This window comes from Salibacterium qingdaonense (assembly GCF_900114715.1).
In the GTDB taxonomy this organism is placed as follows: domain Bacteria; phylum Bacillota; class Bacilli; order Bacillales; family Marinococcaceae; genus Salibacterium; species Salibacterium qingdaonense.
Map to the genome: position 1 here is coordinate 1 of NZ_FOTY01000007.1, position 18,605 is coordinate 18,605.

General features: G+C 50.1%; 20 protein-coding genes. 2 read left to right on the forward strand and 18 right to left on the reverse strand.

Annotated features, from left to right (window positions below):
- The 5 genes from BM058_RS07555 to BM058_RS07575 form a co-directional block, all read right to left on the reverse strand.
- Window positions 1-201 (reverse strand): helix-turn-helix domain-containing protein (locus BM058_RS07555; protein ID WP_143082992.1); only part of this gene is annotated, 201 nt, incomplete at its 3' end.
- 320 nt (window positions 202-521) lie between these two features.
- Window positions 522-1,397: a M23 family metallopeptidase gene (locus tag BM058_RS07560; protein ID WP_177195467.1), complete on the reverse strand. Its 876-nt coding sequence runs from the start codon at window positions 1,395-1,397 to the stop codon at window positions 522-524.
- A 92-nt stretch (window positions 1,398-1,489) separates the two neighbouring features.
- Window positions 1,490-2,482, reverse strand: coding sequence for a stage II sporulation protein D (spoIID, locus tag BM058_RS07565; protein ID WP_090926430.1), 993 nt, complete (start codon window positions 2,480-2,482; stop codon window positions 1,490-1,492).
- Window positions 2,483-2,920: 438 nt separating this feature from the next.
- The gene (murA, locus tag BM058_RS07570; protein ID WP_090926431.1) at window positions 2,921-4,237 is read right to left on the reverse strand and encodes a UDP-N-acetylglucosamine 1-carboxyvinyltransferase; all 1,317 of its coding nucleotides are present in this window, start codon (window positions 4,235-4,237) and stop codon (window positions 2,921-2,923) included.
- A 429-nt stretch (window positions 4,238-4,666) separates the two neighbouring features.
- Complete coding sequence (locus tag BM058_RS07575; protein WP_090926432.1) at window positions 4,667-4,897, reverse strand: DUF1146 family protein; 231 nt, start codon at window positions 4,895-4,897, stop codon at window positions 4,667-4,669.
- 395 nt (window positions 4,898-5,292) lie between these two features.
- On the opposite strand from BM058_RS07575, the gene BM058_RS07580 reads away from it, so the two are divergent.
- The gene (locus BM058_RS07580) at window positions 5,293-5,793 is read left to right on the forward strand and encodes a DUF1722 domain-containing protein (RefSeq protein ID WP_090926433.1); all 501 of its coding nucleotides are present in this window, start codon (window positions 5,293-5,295) and stop codon (window positions 5,791-5,793) included.
- Between the two features lie 14 nt (window positions 5,794-5,807).
- Here BM058_RS07580 and BM058_RS07585 read toward each other — a convergent pair whose 3' ends face one another.
- The 13 genes from BM058_RS07585 to upp form a co-directional block, all read right to left on the reverse strand.
- The gene (locus BM058_RS07585) at window positions 5,808-6,587 is read right to left on the reverse strand and encodes a hypothetical protein (RefSeq protein WP_143082993.1); all 780 of its coding nucleotides are present in this window, start codon (window positions 6,585-6,587) and stop codon (window positions 5,808-5,810) included.
- Window positions 6,588-6,844: 257 nt separating this feature from the next.
- Window positions 6,845-7,246, reverse strand: coding sequence for a F0F1 ATP synthase subunit epsilon (locus tag BM058_RS07595; protein WP_090926436.1), 402 nt, complete (start codon window positions 7,244-7,246; stop codon window positions 6,845-6,847).
- A 27-nt stretch (window positions 7,247-7,273) separates the two neighbouring features.
- Window positions 7,274-8,686, reverse strand: coding sequence for a F0F1 ATP synthase subunit beta (atpD, locus tag BM058_RS07600; protein ID WP_090926437.1), 1,413 nt, complete (start codon window positions 8,684-8,686; stop codon window positions 7,274-7,276).
- A gap of 39 nt (window positions 8,687-8,725) precedes the next feature.
- Window positions 8,726-9,586, reverse strand: coding sequence for an ATP synthase F1 subunit gamma (gene atpG, locus BM058_RS07605; protein ID WP_090926438.1), 861 nt, complete (start codon window positions 9,584-9,586; stop codon window positions 8,726-8,728).
- Between the two features lie 55 nt (window positions 9,587-9,641).
- Window positions 9,642-11,150 (reverse strand): F0F1 ATP synthase subunit alpha, encoded by a 1,509-nt coding sequence (atpA, locus tag BM058_RS07610; RefSeq protein ID WP_090926439.1) that lies wholly within the window; start codon window positions 11,148-11,150, stop codon window positions 9,642-9,644.
- 22 nt (window positions 11,151-11,172) lie between these two features.
- On the reverse strand, window positions 11,173-11,712 hold the full coding sequence (locus BM058_RS07615; RefSeq protein ID WP_090926440.1) for a F0F1 ATP synthase subunit delta: 540 nt from the start codon (window positions 11,710-11,712) through the stop codon (window positions 11,173-11,175).
- Window positions 11,709-12,200 (reverse strand): F0F1 ATP synthase subunit B, encoded by a 492-nt coding sequence (gene atpF / locus BM058_RS07620; protein WP_281244687.1) that lies wholly within the window; start codon window positions 12,198-12,200, stop codon window positions 11,709-11,711. The genes BM058_RS07615 and atpF overlap by 4 nt, the downstream gene beginning before the upstream one ends.
- Window positions 12,201-12,294: 94 nt before the next feature.
- Window positions 12,295-12,501: a F0F1 ATP synthase subunit C gene (gene atpE / locus BM058_RS07625; protein WP_093339005.1), complete on the reverse strand. Its 207-nt coding sequence runs from the start codon at window positions 12,499-12,501 to the stop codon at window positions 12,295-12,297.
- A 70-nt stretch (window positions 12,502-12,571) separates the two neighbouring features.
- Complete coding sequence (gene atpB / locus BM058_RS07630) at window positions 12,572-13,300, reverse strand: F0F1 ATP synthase subunit A (RefSeq protein WP_090926442.1); 729 nt, start codon at window positions 13,298-13,300, stop codon at window positions 12,572-12,574.
- A gap of 97 nt (window positions 13,301-13,397) precedes the next feature.
- Window positions 13,398-13,769, reverse strand: coding sequence for an ATP synthase subunit I (locus BM058_RS07635; protein ID WP_090926443.1), 372 nt, complete (start codon window positions 13,767-13,769; stop codon window positions 13,398-13,400).
- Window positions 13,766-14,185: an AtpZ/AtpI family protein gene (locus BM058_RS18845; RefSeq protein ID WP_407690165.1), complete on the reverse strand. Its 420-nt coding sequence runs from the start codon at window positions 14,183-14,185 to the stop codon at window positions 13,766-13,768. The genes BM058_RS07635 and BM058_RS18845 overlap by 4 nt, the downstream gene beginning before the upstream one ends.
- A gap of 161 nt (window positions 14,186-14,346) precedes the next feature.
- On the reverse strand, window positions 14,347-16,602 hold the full coding sequence (locus tag BM058_RS07645) for a S8 family serine peptidase (RefSeq protein ID WP_090926444.1): 2,256 nt from the start codon (window positions 16,600-16,602) through the stop codon (window positions 14,347-14,349).
- A 359-nt stretch (window positions 16,603-16,961) separates the two neighbouring features.
- Window positions 16,962-17,591: a uracil phosphoribosyltransferase gene (gene upp, locus BM058_RS07650; protein WP_090926445.1), complete on the reverse strand. Its 630-nt coding sequence runs from the start codon at window positions 17,589-17,591 to the stop codon at window positions 16,962-16,964.
- 524 nt (window positions 17,592-18,115) lie between these two features.
- On the opposite strand from upp, the gene BM058_RS07655 reads away from it, so the two are divergent.
- Window positions 18,116-18,571, forward strand: coding sequence for a hypothetical protein (locus tag BM058_RS07655; protein ID WP_090926446.1), 456 nt, complete (start codon window positions 18,116-18,118; stop codon window positions 18,569-18,571).
- The last annotated feature ends 34 nt before the right edge of the window (window positions 18,572-18,605 follow it).

The window sequence follows — 18,605 nt, forward strand, 5'->3', positions numbered from 1 at the left end:
ATACTCGGATAAATCCGACGTTCTTTGCGTTGTGGTGCCCCGCTTTAGTTCCCGGGATATCGTTGATTTATGGTGGCCAATAGCCTCCGCAATGGTCTGCATGGACTTGCCTTCTTGACGAAGGGCTTGAATCTGTCCCCGATCAAAGGACGAAAGATGAGAAAAACACCGCATTTCTGTGGTACCATGGGAAGTGGTCATCGTTATTCCTCCTATTATGTTAGGTGTTGGGTTCCTTTCATCATAACGGAATAACGATGGCTTTAGCTATATCTTTAACGATGCCTTTAGCTGTTGCATTTGATTTTACAATCAAGCACTATTTTTCAACATATTGTGACATTTCTCCGCTGTGCTTGTTTCCCCTTGAAAAAGGGACAGGCCTAAGATGTGCTGCGGACGCGAACTACGTGAACGAGGAAGTTCGTGTCCAGGCACAAAAAAGCCCGGGCGATATCAGCTGCTTCACGCAGCATCGTCCGGGCTTTACAGCACCTGTATCCTGTTACGTATTCTCTGAATTACCCATTCTCATTCTCGTTACCTTCGTTACCGTCACCGCCATCAAGAATAGGGAACTCTTCCAGACCGGAGGATTCTTCCTCGCCGTCCTCCGAGTCATCACCGTCGTCTTCGCGTGCAGTCTGCTCTTCTTCCTGATTTCCATTGTCACCGCTTAATGCCGTGAGTTGTTGATGAAAGGCTTCGTCCGGATTGAGCGGTTCTCCGTTTTTACGGACTTCAAAGTGAGCGTGAATGCCTGCATCTTTATTATAGAGATTTTCAGCTGCTGCTCCCAGCACAGAGCCCTGCGTAATCGTATCGCCTTCTTCCACCTTTATATCCTGAAGGCTGCTGTAGGAAGTGACGATGTTATCAGTGTGTTTAACATCCACGACCTGTCCGAGAACTTCATCGTCTTCTACGTTTACTACTTCACCCGTCGCGGCCGCCGTCACTTCAAACGATTCCTCGTCCTGGCCGGCAATATCGATTCCTTTGTTCTGGTAGTACATATTATTGTAGTATACAAGAGAATCCTGCTGTTCTTCAGCTGAAGCGTCATGATCGTAATAATACCCAATAATATCTACACTGTCTTCATCCATCACCGGCATCTGCAGCGTCTCGTCTCCTGAAGCCGCAGGCATGCTGTCTTCGCCTTCCATCGTTCCTTCATTCTCCCGGGCCTCCTGCTCTTGTGCCGGTGGCTGTTCTTCTTCAGCCTGATTCGTTCCAGCCGGACTCTGAATGACAAAGTACGTTCCAAGCAAAAAGGCACAGACACTCAAGTAGGCAGCAGGCCAGAACCATTTTTGTTTTGACCACGCGCGGAGTCTGTCTTTCATTCCTCTGCGTTCTCTGGCTGCTGCTTGTTGATTTTCCTTATTTTTCATGATTATCACCTCAGCTCCCATTGTGATCAGGAGCGAGGAAAATTATACCTTTGAATTTGGATTTTTTATGCTGATTTTTTAAAAAGGGGCATTCAGGACAGTCCAGCTATCTCCACACCCTTGTAATAGTGCTTCACAATTTCCTCATATGTTTTTCCTTCATCAGCCATGCCATCCGCACCGTACTGACTCATCCCGACACCATGTCCCCAGCCTTTCGTAGCAAAAATCAACTCATTACCCTGGCGGCTTATCGTAAAATCAGTGGAATCAAGCTCCAGCTTTTCCCGGATGTCGCGACCTGAAAATGTTTCTCCTCCTAACTCCACTTCTTCCACTCTGCTGCTTTCGGTCTGACTTAAAACAGTACCGGATGCGCCTTCAGACAGCGAAATACCAAGAGCTTGTTCCACTTTTGCGACGGATATGGATATTTCATTTGCATACCGGGGGGATTCTGTATCCCACGGGCTTTCCACACTTTGCAGATACGGCTCCGGGTTCTGCCAGTAATCTTCCGCATTTTCGGTATGGCCGTTGCTGGTGGAAAAAAAGGAAGCTGTGATCGGCTGTCCTTCATACGTTAAGACCTGTCCTTTTGTGGCACGTACCGCTTCGTTTATTTTTTTCATTTTCCAATCAAAATCTTTGCCCCACTCTTCTTTCAGCTCTTGTTCACTTTGATACACCTGATGCATCGTCGTATCGGTGACAAGCGCTCCGTCCGGCAGGTTGATTTCTGAAGGGGAAGCGATCTGTTTCGCTGCGTACGTCCGTGCTGTCAGGGCCTGGGCCTTCAGGGCTTCTATATCAAACGTTGCCGGCATCTCAGAGGCGACCACCCCTGCCACGTATTCCTCAAGACCGGTCTGTTCCACGGTTTCCGTTTCGCTGCGGAATACAGGAATGGTTCGTTCAGCCTCTTCAGCCGGCTGGGTCAGCGGTTCCTCCCCGGAGTTTTCCGGGCTGGTATCCGTTGTCTGTGTACCAGGTGAACCGGGTGAGCCCCCTATGCTGATGAATAAAACCGGGATAAGAAAAAACAATACGAAAAGAAAAACGGAGATTAAGGCTCCTTTTTTCATCCATTTACCGCCCCCTGTTTCCTGTCATTGTACACACACTTCCTATAAATATGCTGCAAGTCCCCGGCGTATGATTGGATGTAAGGAGAACGGTTCCGGCGATGACCGGGGTGGAAGAGGGAGCGGTTCCGTGGAAACTAAACCACCTGGCAGCTCACGCAGTGTCCATGAAAGGGGAGTTCGAGGACATTAGAACTCCGGCACCGTCATGTAGTGTCCATGGCATTCCGCCGGTGTACACTAATTCCTGATCTCCCCGGCTTACTGTCCACTATAGGGCCATCCGTAAACACTAAGCTCTTATTTTTCATTCGTAACGTACCCGGATGGGGCTGGATAAATGGGCAAAAGGCAGCGTGCCTTCTGTTCCTGCCCGGGACCGGCTGCATGCTTTTTCATAAAAAAAGGGCTGTATCTTTTGATACAACCCCGGTTGATTTAATGATTGACGGTACGTAATACTTTCTCTTCTTTAGAGGAGACTTTCTCCGTCTCTGTTACTTCCACACGCTGCACGCGGGCGCCGAGTCCCTGCAGCTTCTTGTGGAAATCGACGTAACCGCGGTCGAGATGTCTCAGCTCGGTTAACGTGGTTTCTCCTTCGGCCACGAGTCCGGCGATGATCAAGGCGGCACCGGCCCGCAGATCGGTCGCTGCCACTTCAGCTCCCTGGAGGCGGGTTGGACCGCTGACGATGGCCGCTTTCCCTTCGATTTTCACGTCTGCGTTCATGCGGCGGAATTCCTCAACATGCATAAAGCGGTTCTCAAATACAGTCTCCGTGATAACGGCTGTACCTTTTGCCTGCGTGAGAAGCGCCATGAACTGCGCCTGCATATCTGTTGGAAAGCCGGGATGAGGCATGGTTTTCAAGTCCACCGGCCGGAGAATATCCGGTCCGATTACTCTCATGCCGTTGTCCCCTTCTTCAATAATAACGCCCATTTCACGGAGTTTCGCGACAAGCGGACGGATATGCTCATGAATGGCACCTTCAACGAATACGTCCCCGCCTGTGATGGCTGAGGCAATCATCAGGGACCCCGCTTCAATCCGGTCCGGAATAATGGAGTGCACAGCACCTTTCATCTGTTTAACGCCTTCGATTCGAATCGTACCGGTACCGGCACCGCGGACTTTTGCACCCATGGCATTCAGGTAATTCGCCAGGTCCACAATTTCCGGTTCTTCCGCCACATTCTCAAGAATGGTCGTTCCTTCAGCGAGAGTGGCCGCCATCATAATGTTTTCTGTTGCTCCTACACTCGGGAAGTCGAGATAAATCCGGGCTCCCTGGAGACGATCCTGCACTTTCGCTTCAATGTAGCCGTTGCCGATCTCAACAACAGCCCCCATTGCTTCAAACCCTTTGAGATGCTGGTCAATCGGACGGGACCCAATCGCGCATCCTCCCGGAAGTGCAATATGAGCGCACCCTTTTCTTGCAAGCAGCGGTCCCATGACGAGAAAGGATGCCCGCATTTTACGAACGTATTCAAATGGAGCTTCCGTCGTCAGTTCACCTTCTGCATTAGACGTGAATACCCCGTCTTCAAAATTCACATCTGCATCCATATAATTCAGTACATTTTTCATTGTAAATACATCGGCTAAAGTCGGGACATCATATATAGTGCTCGTTCCTTCTTCAGCGAGGAGGGAGGCGGCGATAACCGGAAGAACAGAATTCTTTGCGCCTTCTGCTTTCACGGTTCCCTTCAGCCGCTTTCCTCCCCTGACTACTATTTTTTCCAACGTTTTCCCCTCCGCGTCCGTTATAGTTCGTATCGTTTCTGCATGAGAATGACGTCTCCCGCCTGGTTTCATGCAGGCAGAATCAGTCATCTTTGTATTATGGATATTCATTCGTCCATATAGGCGTGCCCTGTCCGGTAAAGAAACGGGTGCCCATTCTCGTCTTGTGTCCATTGTTCATTGGGTTCACTATTTCGTTTAGTCGTCGTGACAGGCTGCCGTGTTACAAATTTCCCTGAAAAACGCCGGAGGGGATGATTCATCGACCTGTTTTCCGGCTGTTCCCCTTGTGCATCTGTTTTTCGACAAAGCGTCTGTCTTCTTACGTCTTCGTATACGGCACTCTGTCCAGGCGTTCCAGATGCACGTCCTCATTCCTCATTTTCACCGGAGAGAGCACGCGCATACGTGGAAGATGGAGGGAGTCTCTCAAAAGAAATACCTCAGTGTCAACGACCCCTGCAGGTACTCAATGAAAAACGAACTGACAAGGTGGCTGAGCGCAATCGTCACAAGCACCATGAGCAGTTTTGCCTTCGGGCCTTCCGGGTTTCGGAGAAAAACATCGAAACGAAAAGACTGCAGACTCCACCATACAATAACCAAAAAGATAAGGTTGACAGTAATATGTAAGATCGCGTCCTGCCCTTCAGGATTCATCGCTGAAAACTCCTTAACAGCCCTTCTAACAATCCGATGTGTATCTTAGGGCATTTTGCTGAAAGGGAAAAGAGCCCTTTCTCTCATTCAAACACATCACTTTATTGTAACATATCTGACTGAATTCGACAGCTTGTGCCGGTTTAAAACTGTTCCATAACGGTCGTTTCGGCAAAATAATGACTTATATTACCATGACATACTGACTATACCTCAATTATAATAAAAAAAAACAAGTTTTTGTATAAAAATCGGATATTTTTTAAAATTTCATTACGCCAAACGAATTTTTGTAACATGATTGTAAATAAATCCGAAAGAAAAATACCGTGCACAACCCTTTGTTTCAGGAGCTGCATTCACATGTATGATATATAAAAAGAGGAGGACTTTTGTTGGAACTTGTTGAAAATGTCCGCATCGCGCGGAGCAGCGCCGAAAAAATCTGGGCAACCGCTAAATATGATGTCATGGGCAGAGGGTACCAGCATTACAAATCATTATCCAAACAGGCAGGAAACCTGCACGATCTGCCCGCGATTCATCATTTTTTCCAGAGCCTCCGTGTTGTTTCCGGCAGGCCATATGACCGCCGGGGCTGCATCAATACATTGGAGCATATGTGGGGATATGTAAAAAAAGACGCGGGTTCAAAAGAAAAAGAAACATTTCAACATGATCTGAGCGAAGCGGCTGAGCTGCCGTATGATCACTTTTACGAATGGTGCGGGAGCATGGAAAAGACCCGCCAGCTGCTTTCTCACCTGGCGTGGAAATACCAGAAAGACTATCTGCTGCGGAGTCTCATTCTATTTCCTGACACGGACTATCATATCCTCCAGAACCGAAAAGGAACGTTCATGTTATCCGGTGACAGGCTGTGGAAGATGGATTAAAACCATGTGTTGTGCTATCGATTGGTGCAGGCAGGGCAGTTCTTGATCGATTCAGCTGATTTCTTGATCGATGCTTCCGTTTCTCGATCGATGTTCCCCATTTCTGCTCTTTTCTCGATTGATGCTCGGCATTTCTCGATCGTTTCTCCGGATTTCTTGATTGATGCTCCGGATATCAGCATCAGCGTGGCCGGGCCGCCGATCCGGCGCGGGGACAGCTTCGATGCTGCTCCGTTCTCGATCGATTCGGCGGGTTTCTTGATCAATGCTTCCGTTTCTCGATCGCTTTTTCCCATTTCTGCTCTTTTCTCGATTGATTCTCGGCATTTCTCGATCAATTCTCCGCATTTCTTGATTGATGCTCCGGATATCAGCATCAGCGTGGCCGGGCCGCCGATCCGGCACCGGGGCGGCCTCCATGCTGCCCCGTTCTCGATCGATTCAGCGGGTTTCTTGATCAATGCTTCCGTTTCTCGATCGCTTTTTCCCATTTCCCCTCTTTTCTCGATTGATCCTCTGCATTTCTCGATCAATTCTCCGGATTTCTTGATTGATTCTCTGGATGTCAGCATCAGCGTGGCCGGGCCGCCGATCCGGCACGGGACGGCTTCCATACTCCTCCGTTCTCGATCGATTCGGCGGGTTTCTTGATCAATGCTTCCGTTTCTCGATCGCTTTTTCCCATTTCCGCTCTTTTCTCGATTGATCCTCTGCATTTCTCGATCAATTCTCCGGATTTCTTGATTGATGCTCCGGATGTCAGCATCAGTGTGGCCGGGCCGCCGATCCGGCACGGGGACGGCTTCCATGCTCCTCCGTTCTCGATTGATTCAGCGGGTTTCTTGATCGATGCTTCCGTTTCTCGATCGCTTTTTCCCCATTCCGCTCTTTTCTCGATTGATGCTCTGCATTTCTCGATCGTTACTCCGGATTTCCTGATTAATTCTCTGGATGTATGCCTCGATTAGGCCCTGCGATGCTGCAGAAACGATTTCTTATGTAAAAAAAGGCTGTTCCACCGCAGGAACCCCTGCGCGGAACAGCCTTTTTATTATTCACCGGCTACCTCGATTCTGGTAACGGCGCGTTTCAATGCGAGACGAGCCCGCTGATAATCGATTTCTTCCTGTTTGGCACGCTCGATACGATCCTCAGCCCGCTCTTTTGCTCTCCGGGCACGTTCGACATCGATTTGGGACGGTGTCTCGGCCGATTCAGCGAGAATCGTAACACTGTCGGGACGAACCTCAACAAAGCCTCCGTTGACCGCAACAAGATGAATTTTTGATTCATATTTGAGGCGGACAGCGCCTACCGAAAGCGGTGCTACTAACGGAATGTGTCCGGGCAGAATACCAAGCTCCCCGTTTTGGGAACGGGCGCTGACCATTTCCACATCCCCATCATAAACCGCGCCATCAGGAGTGACAACATTGACATTGATCGTCGACATGATTCCTCCTCCTTACCGCAGTCCCGCTTAGGACATGGCCTTCGCTTTTTCGGTGACATCTTCAATCGGACCACAGAGACGGAAGGCATCTTCCGGAACATCGTCGTGTTTGCCGTCCAGAATCTCACGGAACCCGCTGATCGTGTCTTTCACCGGTACATATGATCCCGGCTGTCCGGTGAACTGCTCGGCAACGTGGAAATTCTGGGAAAGGAAGAACTGAATCCGGCGTGCACGGTGCACGACCATTTTGTCTTCTTCAGACAGTTCATCCATTCCAAGGATAGCAATAATATCCTGAAGTTCCCGGTATTTCTGCAGCGTCTGCTGTACTTCCTGAGCCACTTCGTAATGCTCCTCGCCGACATACTCCGGTGCAAGCGCGCGGGAGGTGGAGTCCAGTGGATCCACCGCAGGATAGATACCCATTTCCGTCAGACGGCGCTCCAGGTTGGTTGTTGCATCAAGGTGCGCAAACGTCGTGGCAGGAGCAGGGTCGGTATAGTCGTCAGCTGGTACATAAATCGCCTGGATTGATGTAACCGAGCCTTTCTTCGTGGATGTAATCCGTTCCTGCAGCTGTCCCATCTCGGTGGCAAGTGTCGGCTGGTAACCAACGGCAGAAGGCATCCGGCCGAGAAGGGCGGATACTTCTGAACCTGCCTGCGTGAAACGGTAAATGTTATCAATAAACAGCAATACGTCCTGACCGTCCACATCACGGAAATGTTCCGCAAGGGTAAGGCCGGTCAATGCCACACGCATACGTGCTCCAGGCGGCTCGTTCATCTGACCGAACACCATGGTGGCCTTATTGATAACGCCGGAATCCTGCATCTCAAAGTAGAGGTCGTTCCCTTCCCGGGTCCGTTCCCCGACTCCGGCAAATACAGAAATACCACCGTGCTCCTGCGCGATATTATTAATTAATTCCTGAATCAATACGGTTTTTCCGACACCGGCACCGCCGAACAGACCGATCTTACCGCCTTTTACATAAGGAGCAAGAAGGTCGACGACTTTAATACCTGTTTCAAGAATTTCTGTGTCGGTTGAAAGTTCATCAAAGGCCGGAGCTTCGCGGTGGATCGGATCCTGCTTCACTTCCGGACCGATAGGCTCCCGCTGGTCAATGGTCTCTCCAAGAACGTTAAATACACGTCCAAGGGTCTCTTCTCCGACCGGAACGGAAATCGGACCGCCTTTATCTATAACTTCCGCTCCCCGGATTAATCCGTCCGTCGAGCCCATGGCGACCGTACGAACAGTATCATTTCCCAGATGCAGCGCTACTTCCAGGGCAACTTCAACATCCACAATGTTATCAGCATGCCCTTTCTGGGAAACCGTGAGCGCGTGGTTCAATTCCGGCAGCTCACCGCTTGGAAACGAAACGTCAACTACCGGACCCATAACCTGGGTGACGCGTCCATTGCTCATATTTTTCCCTCCTAAACTGTGTATCAATGCCACATTAACTTATTCCAGAGCAGCAGCTCCGCCGACAATTTCACTGATTTCCTGCGTTACAGCAGCCTGTCTTGCCCGGTTGTAGGACAAGGTCAGATCGTCAATAATGTCGTCAGCGTTATCGCTTGCCGCACTCATCGCTGTCATTCTTGCGCCGAATTCACTCGCTTTGGCATCAAGCAGCGCTCCGAAAATCAAGCTTTCCGCATACTGCGGGAGAAGCTGTTCAAGGATAGCTTCCTCGGATGGTTCATATTCATAACTTTGAGCTGCCTCTGCTCCTTCACCTATATCAGTCAGCGGAAGCAGTTTTGTTTCGCTGACTTCCTGCTGAATGGCACTGATGAAATGGTTATACCAAATGTACAGCTCATCAATTTCTTCTTCTCCGAACATGTTTACAGCAAGCCGTGTAATATTTTTTATATCATGAAAGTCAGGCTGGTCCGGAAGACCGGTTATTTCATCCATAACGGGTATCCCGCGTCTTTGCAGCAGATCCCTCCCGATCTTACCCAGCACGATAACACCGTATTCGTCGCTCGAGTTGTGACGGGCAGCGACCTTGTCCATAAAGGAACGCAGAAGGTTGGCATTATATCCTCCGGCAAGCCCCTGGTCGGAAAAAATCATGATATACGCCGTTTTTTTCACTGGACGTTCTTCAAGCATCGGGTGGGTAGCGCCGGAGTTTCCGGAGGCGATACCTGACACCACTTCCCTGATTTTTCTTGTATATGGCTCGTAAGCCTGTGCATTTGTCTGGGCACGGTTTAACTTCGAGGCAGATACCATTTCCATCGCTTTGGTTATCTGTTTCGTCTTCTTGGTTGAGCCGATACGGTTTTTAATCTCACGTAAAGAGGCCACTTGGATTCACCACCTTTTTTTCACACCGGTTGTGCATGCTTTTCGGTGCCTGGGCTTATTTGGAAACGCTGAAGGTCTTCTTGAAACCGCCGATAGCGTCATTAAAGTCTTCCGATTCCGGAAGCTTTCCGGTTTCACGGATAGAATTCAGCAGTTCTTTATGATTGGAATCCAGATAGGCGAGAAGTTCAGCCTCAAACCGCTTAATATCCCCAACTGGAATGTCATCCATAAAGCCGCTTGTCAGCGCGTAAAGAACCGATACCTGCTTTTCAACCGCCATCGGCTGGTGCAGGTCCTGTTTCAGGAGTTCAACCGTACGTTCCCCGCGTGACAGTTTCGCCTTCGTCGCTTCATCAAGGTCTGAGCCGAACTGCGCAAACGCCTCAAGCTCACGGAACGACGCCAGGTCAAGGCGCAGTGTACCCGCCACTTTCTTCATTGCTTTAATCTGCGCGGAACCGCCGACACGGGAAACGGAAATACCCGGGTTCACGGCAGGACGCACACCGGAGTGGAACAGGTTCGACTGCAGAAAGATCTGTCCGTCTGTAATCGAGATAACGTTCGTCGGAATGTAGGCTCCGACGTCACCTGCCTGCGTTTCAATAAACGGCAGAGCGGTCAGGGAACCGGCTCCCATGTCATCACTCAGCTTTGCGGCACGTTCAAGCAGACGGGAATGCAGGTAGAAAACATCACCCGGATAAGCTTCACGTCCCGGTGGACGGCGGAGCAGCAGGGAAAGTTCACGATACGCAGCTGCCTGCTTGGTCAGGTCGTCGTAGATGACGAGGACATGTTTACCGTTATACATGAACTCTTCGCCCATGGTTACCCCGGCATACGGCGCCAGATACAAAAGCGGTGCCGGATCGGATGCGCCTGCGTTTACGACAATGGTGTAATCCAGGGCACCTTTTTGGCGGAAGGTTTCCACGGTTCCTGCAACGGTCGATTCCTTCTGACCGATTGCTACGTAAATACAGATGATATCTTCATCTTTCTGGTTCAAAATCGTGTCCACTGCAATGGATGTCTTACCAATCTGACGGTCCCCGACAACAAGCTCACGCTGTCCGCGGCCGATTGGAATCATCGAATCAATCGCCTTGATACCGGTCTGAAGTGGTTCATGAACAGATTTACGATCCATGACACCCGGTGCGGCGCCCTCAATCGGACGTGATTTCGACGCTTCATGCGGACCCTGCCCGTCAATAGGCTGACCAAGCGGGTTGACGACACGTCCAATCAGTTCTTCGCCAACGGGCACTTCCATGATCCGGCCTGTCCGCTTCACTTCATCACCTTCGCGGATACCGGAATCCGATCCCATAATAATAATACCAACATTGTTTTCTTCCAGGTTCTGAGCCATTCCCATCACGCCGTTGGCAAACTCGAGCAGTTCTCCGGCCATGACGTTCTCCAGACCGTGAGCACGTGCAATACCGTCACCGACCTGGATGACAGTTCCTATTTCATTCGCTTGAACATCAGACTGAAAATTTTCAATCTGCTGTTTCAGAAGAGAGCTAATTTCGTCCGATTTTATGCTCATTAACGTTCACCCCTATCCTCTATCATTTTCCGGAGACCAGCCTGCGCTGCATTCTGTTCAGCTGACCTTTTATGCTGCCATCAAAAACCAGATTCCCAAGATCAACTTTCAGTCCGCCGATCAGCTCAGAATCAATTTCATTTCTGATATAGAGGGTGTTTTTTCCGGTTTTTTCAGCAAAAGTTTCCGAAATCATGGTGCGTTCCTCATCAGAAAGCGGCTTAACGGTCGTAACGAGCGCATGTCCCACTTTCCATTCTTCATCTACGAGATGCTGGAACCGCTCGATCATGTGAACGACAGAGTCGATCCGGTTTTTTTCCAGCATTAAAAGCAGCGTCCGCTGCACCATATCGCTCATGCCGGAGAAGCCGTTTTTCAGCAGTGTTTCCTTCTGTTGTACGGGAACTTTCGGATGTTCAAGAACTTCAGGAATTCCGCTGTTTTCAGTAAACACTTCTTGTACCGTGTCGAGCTCTGAACGAATCTGTTCCAGCATGCTTTTTTCTTTTGCAAGTTCAAACAGGGCCTGGGCATACCGGTTGGCTGCTGCTCTTGTCATAGACGCCCGCCTGCCTCTTTAACGTAATCTTCAATGAGCTGCTGCTGTTCTTTTTCATCCAGCTCTTTTTCGATAATTTTGGAAGCGATCATCACAGACAGGGAGCCGACTTCTTCCCGCAGCTCAGCAATAGCCTGTTCTTTTTCCCGTGCGATGTCAGCCTGGGCACTTTCTTTCAGGCGCTCGGCTTCCGCGCGGGACTGAGCGATGATATCTTCTCCCTGCTTTTCACTTGTCTTTTTCGCGTTCTCGATGATGGATTGAGCCTCTTCTTTGGCCCGTTCCACTTCCAGGCGCTGTTCTTCCACATATTTTTCCGCATCTTTGCGGTGTTTTTCGGCATTTTCGATTTCAGAAGAAATATGTTCTTCACGCTCTTTCATCACATTCATGATCGGTCCCCAGGCGAACCTGCGGAGAAGAAGCAGAAGGATGATGAACATGGCGAGCGAGAACACCACGTCTCCCCAATAAATAGCTTCCGGCACGGAATTCACTCCTTTCGGTGATTGATACAAAAGGAATGGCGAAGTGTCACTCGATGGACTCCGCCATTAATCCCAGCGGTCTATGTACCCGCTGCTACATAACGATGAACGCGATAACAATCGCGATGATCGGAAGGGCCTCAACAAGTGCGATACCCGTGAACATGATCGTCTGCAATGTGCCGCGGAGTTCCGGCTGGCGGGCAACCCCTTCAAGTGTCGATTTCACGATAAGTCCGTTACCAATACCTGCCCCGATTGCTGCCAGTCCTGCTGCGATAGCTGCTGCTAATGCTCCCATTTGAATGTCCTCCTTAAATATAATGAATGAATGATTGTTTCTAAATTTCTAAAAAAACGCAGTGAATCGTTTAATGCTCATCAAGTACCTTGTGTGACAGATAAACCATTGTCAGCATCAGGAAAATAAACGCCTGAATGGCTCCGATAAATATACTGAACGCCTGCCACGCAATCATCGGAATACCGGCTCCCATGGCCCCGAGAATACCGGCTCCCCCGATACCCGTTAAGAGTGTCAGAAGGATTTCCTTTGCGTACAGGTTACCGAACAGCCGCATTCCAAGCGTCAGTGTGTTGGCAAATTCTTCAATGATGTTAAGCGGTAAAAGAAAAGGCACCGGGCGTAGATAATCTTTCCCGTACTCTTTTACACCCTTCATCTTCACCCCGTAAAAATGCGTGAGAAAAATGACCATGACTGCAAATGTCATAGTAATTACCGGGTCTGCTGTCGGCGATTTCCACCACAGCTCATGCGTTTCCGAGTTGACAATCATGAACGGAATACCGAGCATGTTCGACACGAAAATCAACAGAAAGATAGTAATGCCGAGGCCGAAAAACCGTTCTCCGGTTTTCCAGTCCATTGTGCTGGAAATGGTGTTTTTGATGAAATCAATAATCCATTCGAACGCGTTCTGCATCCCGGATGGTTTCATTTTTAAATTTCTCGCACTAAAAAACCCAATACAGAACACGATCAGTGCAGCGACGGTCAGCATGATAATATTCGACAGGTTCACGTGAAATCCCGTAATTCCAAATAAATCATGGACGATCGGAGATTCGTGTTGCATTTGCTTCCCCCCTTACTCTTCGTAAATGGTTCCCTGATTCCCTGTTGCCGCTTCTTCGCTCTTTGTTTACGTGCACGTCAGACACTGTTCATCCGGGTTATGCGGGCTTTTTTTTAAACAAGGAGTGAAGAAGAATGATAATGTAGGGTGTCATTATGCCGGTAACAAGACCAATCAGATGAAAATGCCCGGGAAATTGAAGGAAAAGAACGGCCGCCAGCGCTCCGGACGCAAGCCGCGACAGCATTCCTGCAGAAAATGCCGAACGGTTCTCTTCCGCGGCTTTTCCGAGCTTTTTAACGTCCCGGTACATGCTCCAGACATTAAAGAGACCAAGTCCCGTTCCAATCAAGGCACTTAAAAAAAACACCTGGTACGGGCTCATCCCCCAACCTATGACATAAAGTGCCAGGGCATAAAACGTGAACTGGACATAACGCCTTGTCTCCTGCTGAAAAGTCTGATTCATTTCCGGTCGTCTCCGTCTTTAAGATAGTGCTCGAGCAGACGGGTTAGTCCGTATACTCCGGTGGCAAGTCCTGCCAGAAGGCCGATGATCATGATAAAAGGGGCTGTTCCCCACTTGTCATCCAGCCACCTTCCTGCGAATATGCCGATTAACAGGGGTCCAACTAAATAAGAGAGCACGGCTGATGTTAAAGCCGCGGACTGGAACGGTTTTGGAGACTTATGCTTGTCCGCCATATTACCCTCCATTCGCGGTGGTTCAAAGCTGCGCCGAAAAAGGGACGGCGCTTCAGGGTGGGCAGCCGAATCTTTCTGACAATTCAACAGAAGTCGATTGCGGCCTTTGTCTTTCTCCACCATCGTGCAACCGTCACCGAAATATGTAAACCCTCTCACATACCCTCTGTCATCGTACAACAGCACCCCCTTTCTGTCAATCCTACCCACGGAAAAAATCCTTGTCACATCAGGGATTTCCGTTATTTACTATGTGTCGATTAAGTGACAATTCCAGGATTGCTCAAAAAAACTGCCGGAGGGTCTTTGAGCCCTTCCGGCAGCGCTTCCATTTCCTGCTCTTACGTTCTCGGTTCCGGGGTCTTTTCCACCCTCTGCTGCCGGAGTTGGATGAATGTTTCCAGCGTCTCTTCCTTTGTTCCCGAGACCGCGTGGATAACTGCCCGGTAAACCCCGGGTTTTACAGAAATTTCTTCTTTTTTTAATGTTTGTTTGAATAAGCCCGGCTTCACGTTCTGTTTTTCATCGAGCATACCGGCATAGGCGAATGTATCCGGGTCATACAGCCTGATTTCAAACGTATCAGCACCCCCCGGCATGTAAACTTCATACTGAAAAGCTGATGCCTGTGGATCCGGCTGCAGTTCAAACGCACTGATTCTCGGATACTGCGGTTCATTGATAAGCATCAGATAAGGCAGGGTAACCGGATACTTTCCTCCAGTTACTGTGATGGCGCCGTGCAGTTCATCTGTTTCCACTACACCGGGTTCCAGTTCTGCCTGAACGTTCACTTCTTTGGCTTCACCGGGAGGGACAACGACAACTTCCGGCACGTGCCACTCCATACCGAAAAACGGTTCATTTTCAGCCTGAAATCGATACGTCCGCTTTTTTTTGGAGTTATTTTCAAGACGTATTGTTTCTTCGTATACTGTCTGCTCCCTTCCGAGCGGACGGACACCCAGCGAGAGTGTTCCCGGACTGACGAGAGTTTCTGTCTTTAACGCCCTGGCGATATCCACCCGTCCTGCTCCCTGTACAAATGGAGGATACATACTCCCGCTCTCATCTGTCAGTGGTACGGCTGCGTTCATGAGCACCGTTTTAATCTGCTCCGGGGTCCACTTGGGCCGGGCCTGTTTCACAAGTGCTGCCGCCCCGGCAATATGAGGGGCTGCCATACTCGTTCCATTCAGTGACATATATCCTTGCGGCACCGTGCTGTCGATGTCGACTCCGGGTGCGACTATATCGGGCTTGACTGCCCAGGACTGCGTAACCGGTCCTCTTGAACTGAAAAATGCCATATGGTCGGTCTCTTCCTCGAGAATTGTCCGCAGCGCCGGCGGAACATCGCCTTCCTTTTCCTGAACGGCTTTTTTCAAATGTTCCCCGTCTTCTTTTGAAATAGTAATCACAGGCAGGGGCAGTTCTTCTTTTGACACCGCCGCAAAGCCGCCCGCCACATTGTTGTACAAAATGACAGCATCGGCTCCCGCCCGGCGTGCGTTGGCCATTTTCCGGACGAGCGGAATACCGCCGCGCTCGATGAGAACGGCTTTCCCTTTTACGTCCTGGAGATCTTCTTTCAACCCCAGGCCGGCGAATACAAGCGGCAGATCCCGCCGGAATTCCCACGGCGCGGCTCCTTTCACCGGCTGCAGATCAATAGATAATTCCGGGTCATCCACCAGCGCCAGTTTCGGCATTCGAAGAGGTGGAATCGAGGCACCGACCGATATTGCTTTCTCCGATGTGCCGGGAGAACCGACACTCCACATCTTCGGCCCGCTGTTTCCGCTGGATGTGACCGCTGTTATCCCTTTTTCCACCGCCTTATCAAGCGCGCGGCTCGTCGGCCAGTCCGGTCCATTGATCGGGCTTCCGAGTGAAAGGTTCAATACATCTACCTCGTCTTCTATTGCTTTTTCCACTGCTTCCAGAATCTGTTCTGTAGACCCTTGTCCTCCGGGACCAAGAGCCCGGTACATGTAGAGATCGGCCTCCGGCGCTACGCCGCGGATGGCACCGTCCGCCGCAATAATTCCAGCTACGTGGGTTCCGTGCATCGTTGGTTCCCCGTTTTTGTCCGCCGCTCCTTCCAGTGGATCATGATCCTGATCGACAAAATCATAGCCGCCTTTGTAATTATTCTTTAAATCAGGGTGATGATAATCAATACCAGTATCAATAATGCCGACTTTTACTCCTTTTCCTGTCAGCGGAAAGCCTTTGGCGTCCCGTTCTTCCCGGGCCGCTTCCGCTCCGATAAATGGAGCACTTTCGTTAATCTCTGTTTGATATACCGCCGCTTTGTCCGTTCGTTTAATGCCGTCCAGGCGGTTCAGGGAGTCCTGCTGCTCTGCCGGGATTTTCACCGCAAAGCCGCGGAATCCTTTTTTATAGGTATCTTTTATACAAAGACCAGGGATGTTGTTCTCCATCCGGCCGCGGAGCTCAGGCAGAGAAACCTGTTCCGTGGCAGCTGCAATGATAGTGGGTTCTTCTGCCGCTTGAAGTGATCGCGTCTCCGTTGTTCCTGCCGCCGCTGCGAGCACGAGAACGCAGCATACGTTTATCAATATTTTCCCCATTTCACCTAAGCCCCCTGTTCTTCTCTTAGGTTGCAGCAAACAGGTGGATTTATACAGGGATGCCTTTGTTGTCTTATCTGCAGGCTGTGTATGGATCCTACCGTCTGACAATCACGGCGTAGTGTCCTCCGATGATCGTTTTACAGACACTATCCTGCAGAAATCCAAAACCAGTGGTCCCCGGCCAAAATCAGTGGACACTGGATGCAGGATCCGGGGACCTTAGTGTCCACCGAAGTCCCTTCTGTGGACACTCATGATGCAGTTTGCGGATTTAGTGTCCACGGAGCCGGCCCGCCCTGAAAAACCAGATCACCAGACTATGAAAAAAAGCTTCAGCGCGCGGCTGAAGCTTTTCCTTATTTAGTACCGAAGAGGCGGTCTCCGGCGTCTCCGAGTCCCGGTACGATATAGCCTTTTTCGTCGAGTTTTTCATCGAGTGCGGCAAGGTAAATGTCCACTTCCGGGTGTTGTTTCTGTACTTCTTCCACGCCCTCCGGAGCGGCAATCAGGCACATCAGCTTAATGTTGGTGGCACCGCGCTGTTTCAGACTGGAAATGGCATCCACAGCTGATCCGCCGGTAGCAAGCATCGGGTCAACGACGATGAATTCGCGCTCCTCGACGTCACTTGGAAGCTTCACATAATATTCGACCGGCTTCAGCGTCTTAGGATCACGATACATGCCGACGTGTCCTACCTTCGCGGCCGGGATTAGTTTCAAAATGCCATCCGACATGCCGATTCCTGCGCGCAGAATCGGCACAACACCAAGCTTCTTACCGGCAAGCGCGTGTGACTTGGAAGGCCCGACCGGTGTTTCCACTGTCACTTCCTGCAGCTGCAGATGGCGGGTGATTTCAAACGCCATCAAGGTAGCTACTTCATCGACCAGCTCGCGGAATTCTTTTGTCCCTGTGGAAACATCCCTGATATACGTCAGTTTATGCTGAATCAGCGGATGATCAAATACGTGTACGTTTCCCATAACGTGCAAAGGCTCCTTTGTGCCGGGTTTCCTCCCCGGATTTTATGTATTGTGGCAGCAGGTATACAACTTCATTCTTATGAAATTCTACAGAAAAAGCCGAAACCCTTCAAGGGCTTGCGAATAGAGCTGCGATTCAGATTTTTTGCGAAAAAAGGCTTCCTGCTGCTGTATGTGTATGAATGTTACGTTTGTCTATGAAAAAACGGACAAACGGCACATAAACTGTCTCATAACACGCCTGTTGATTTACCATATAAAGGAATGGGAAAGGGTTCTTATGAGGAGGATGCATCTGTGATCAAAGCATGTATCCCCCCTTCTTTTTCGTTGGGCGGAGCCGTCTGCCCGACTCCAGCGGGAGAAGCGCCAGCCGAAGATCACCGGAGGCTCATACGAGGTGAGTCAGATCGGCGCCCGGCAGGACGTGCCGGACTTAGCCGATCTTCCTTCAGGTATGTAGCTGAGGCGACGCCCTGCGGCTAAGGAGACACTGGGAGAACGACCGAAGGGAGTTCGAGCAGATGTCGCTCTTGTGCCCGGAGGGTGAAAGCGGGCAGGAAAGGCGGAGTCCAACGAAACGCTTCCTATATTTGGATAATCAACAGCCGTGGTCTCATAATGATGTTTTTGCCTATATCATTCCTGTAAAAGGCAGTGTGAGATGGCAGTGCGGGAATCCGTCCGGTGCTTATGCCAAATGTCCGGCATTCTCCTCCGAATGCCTGCTTCTTCAATCTGTCAGCAGAATGAAAAAGGGTATGTACCAGCGAAACGTTTCCATTTACGTGCCGAATGCCGCCATTTACATGCCGAATATACCACCATACCGTCCGAACCCTTCATTACCAGCGGAGCTCACTCTTTTACAAGCCGAACCAAAGGATTTACTGTCCAACCAAGCATCATTACAATCCGGTGTTGTAACAAACACAGACCGTCCCCTCACACAGTCTGCACGTGCAGCAAACAGCCTTTAACGCGAAAAAAGACGAAGGGTGGGAAAATACCCAC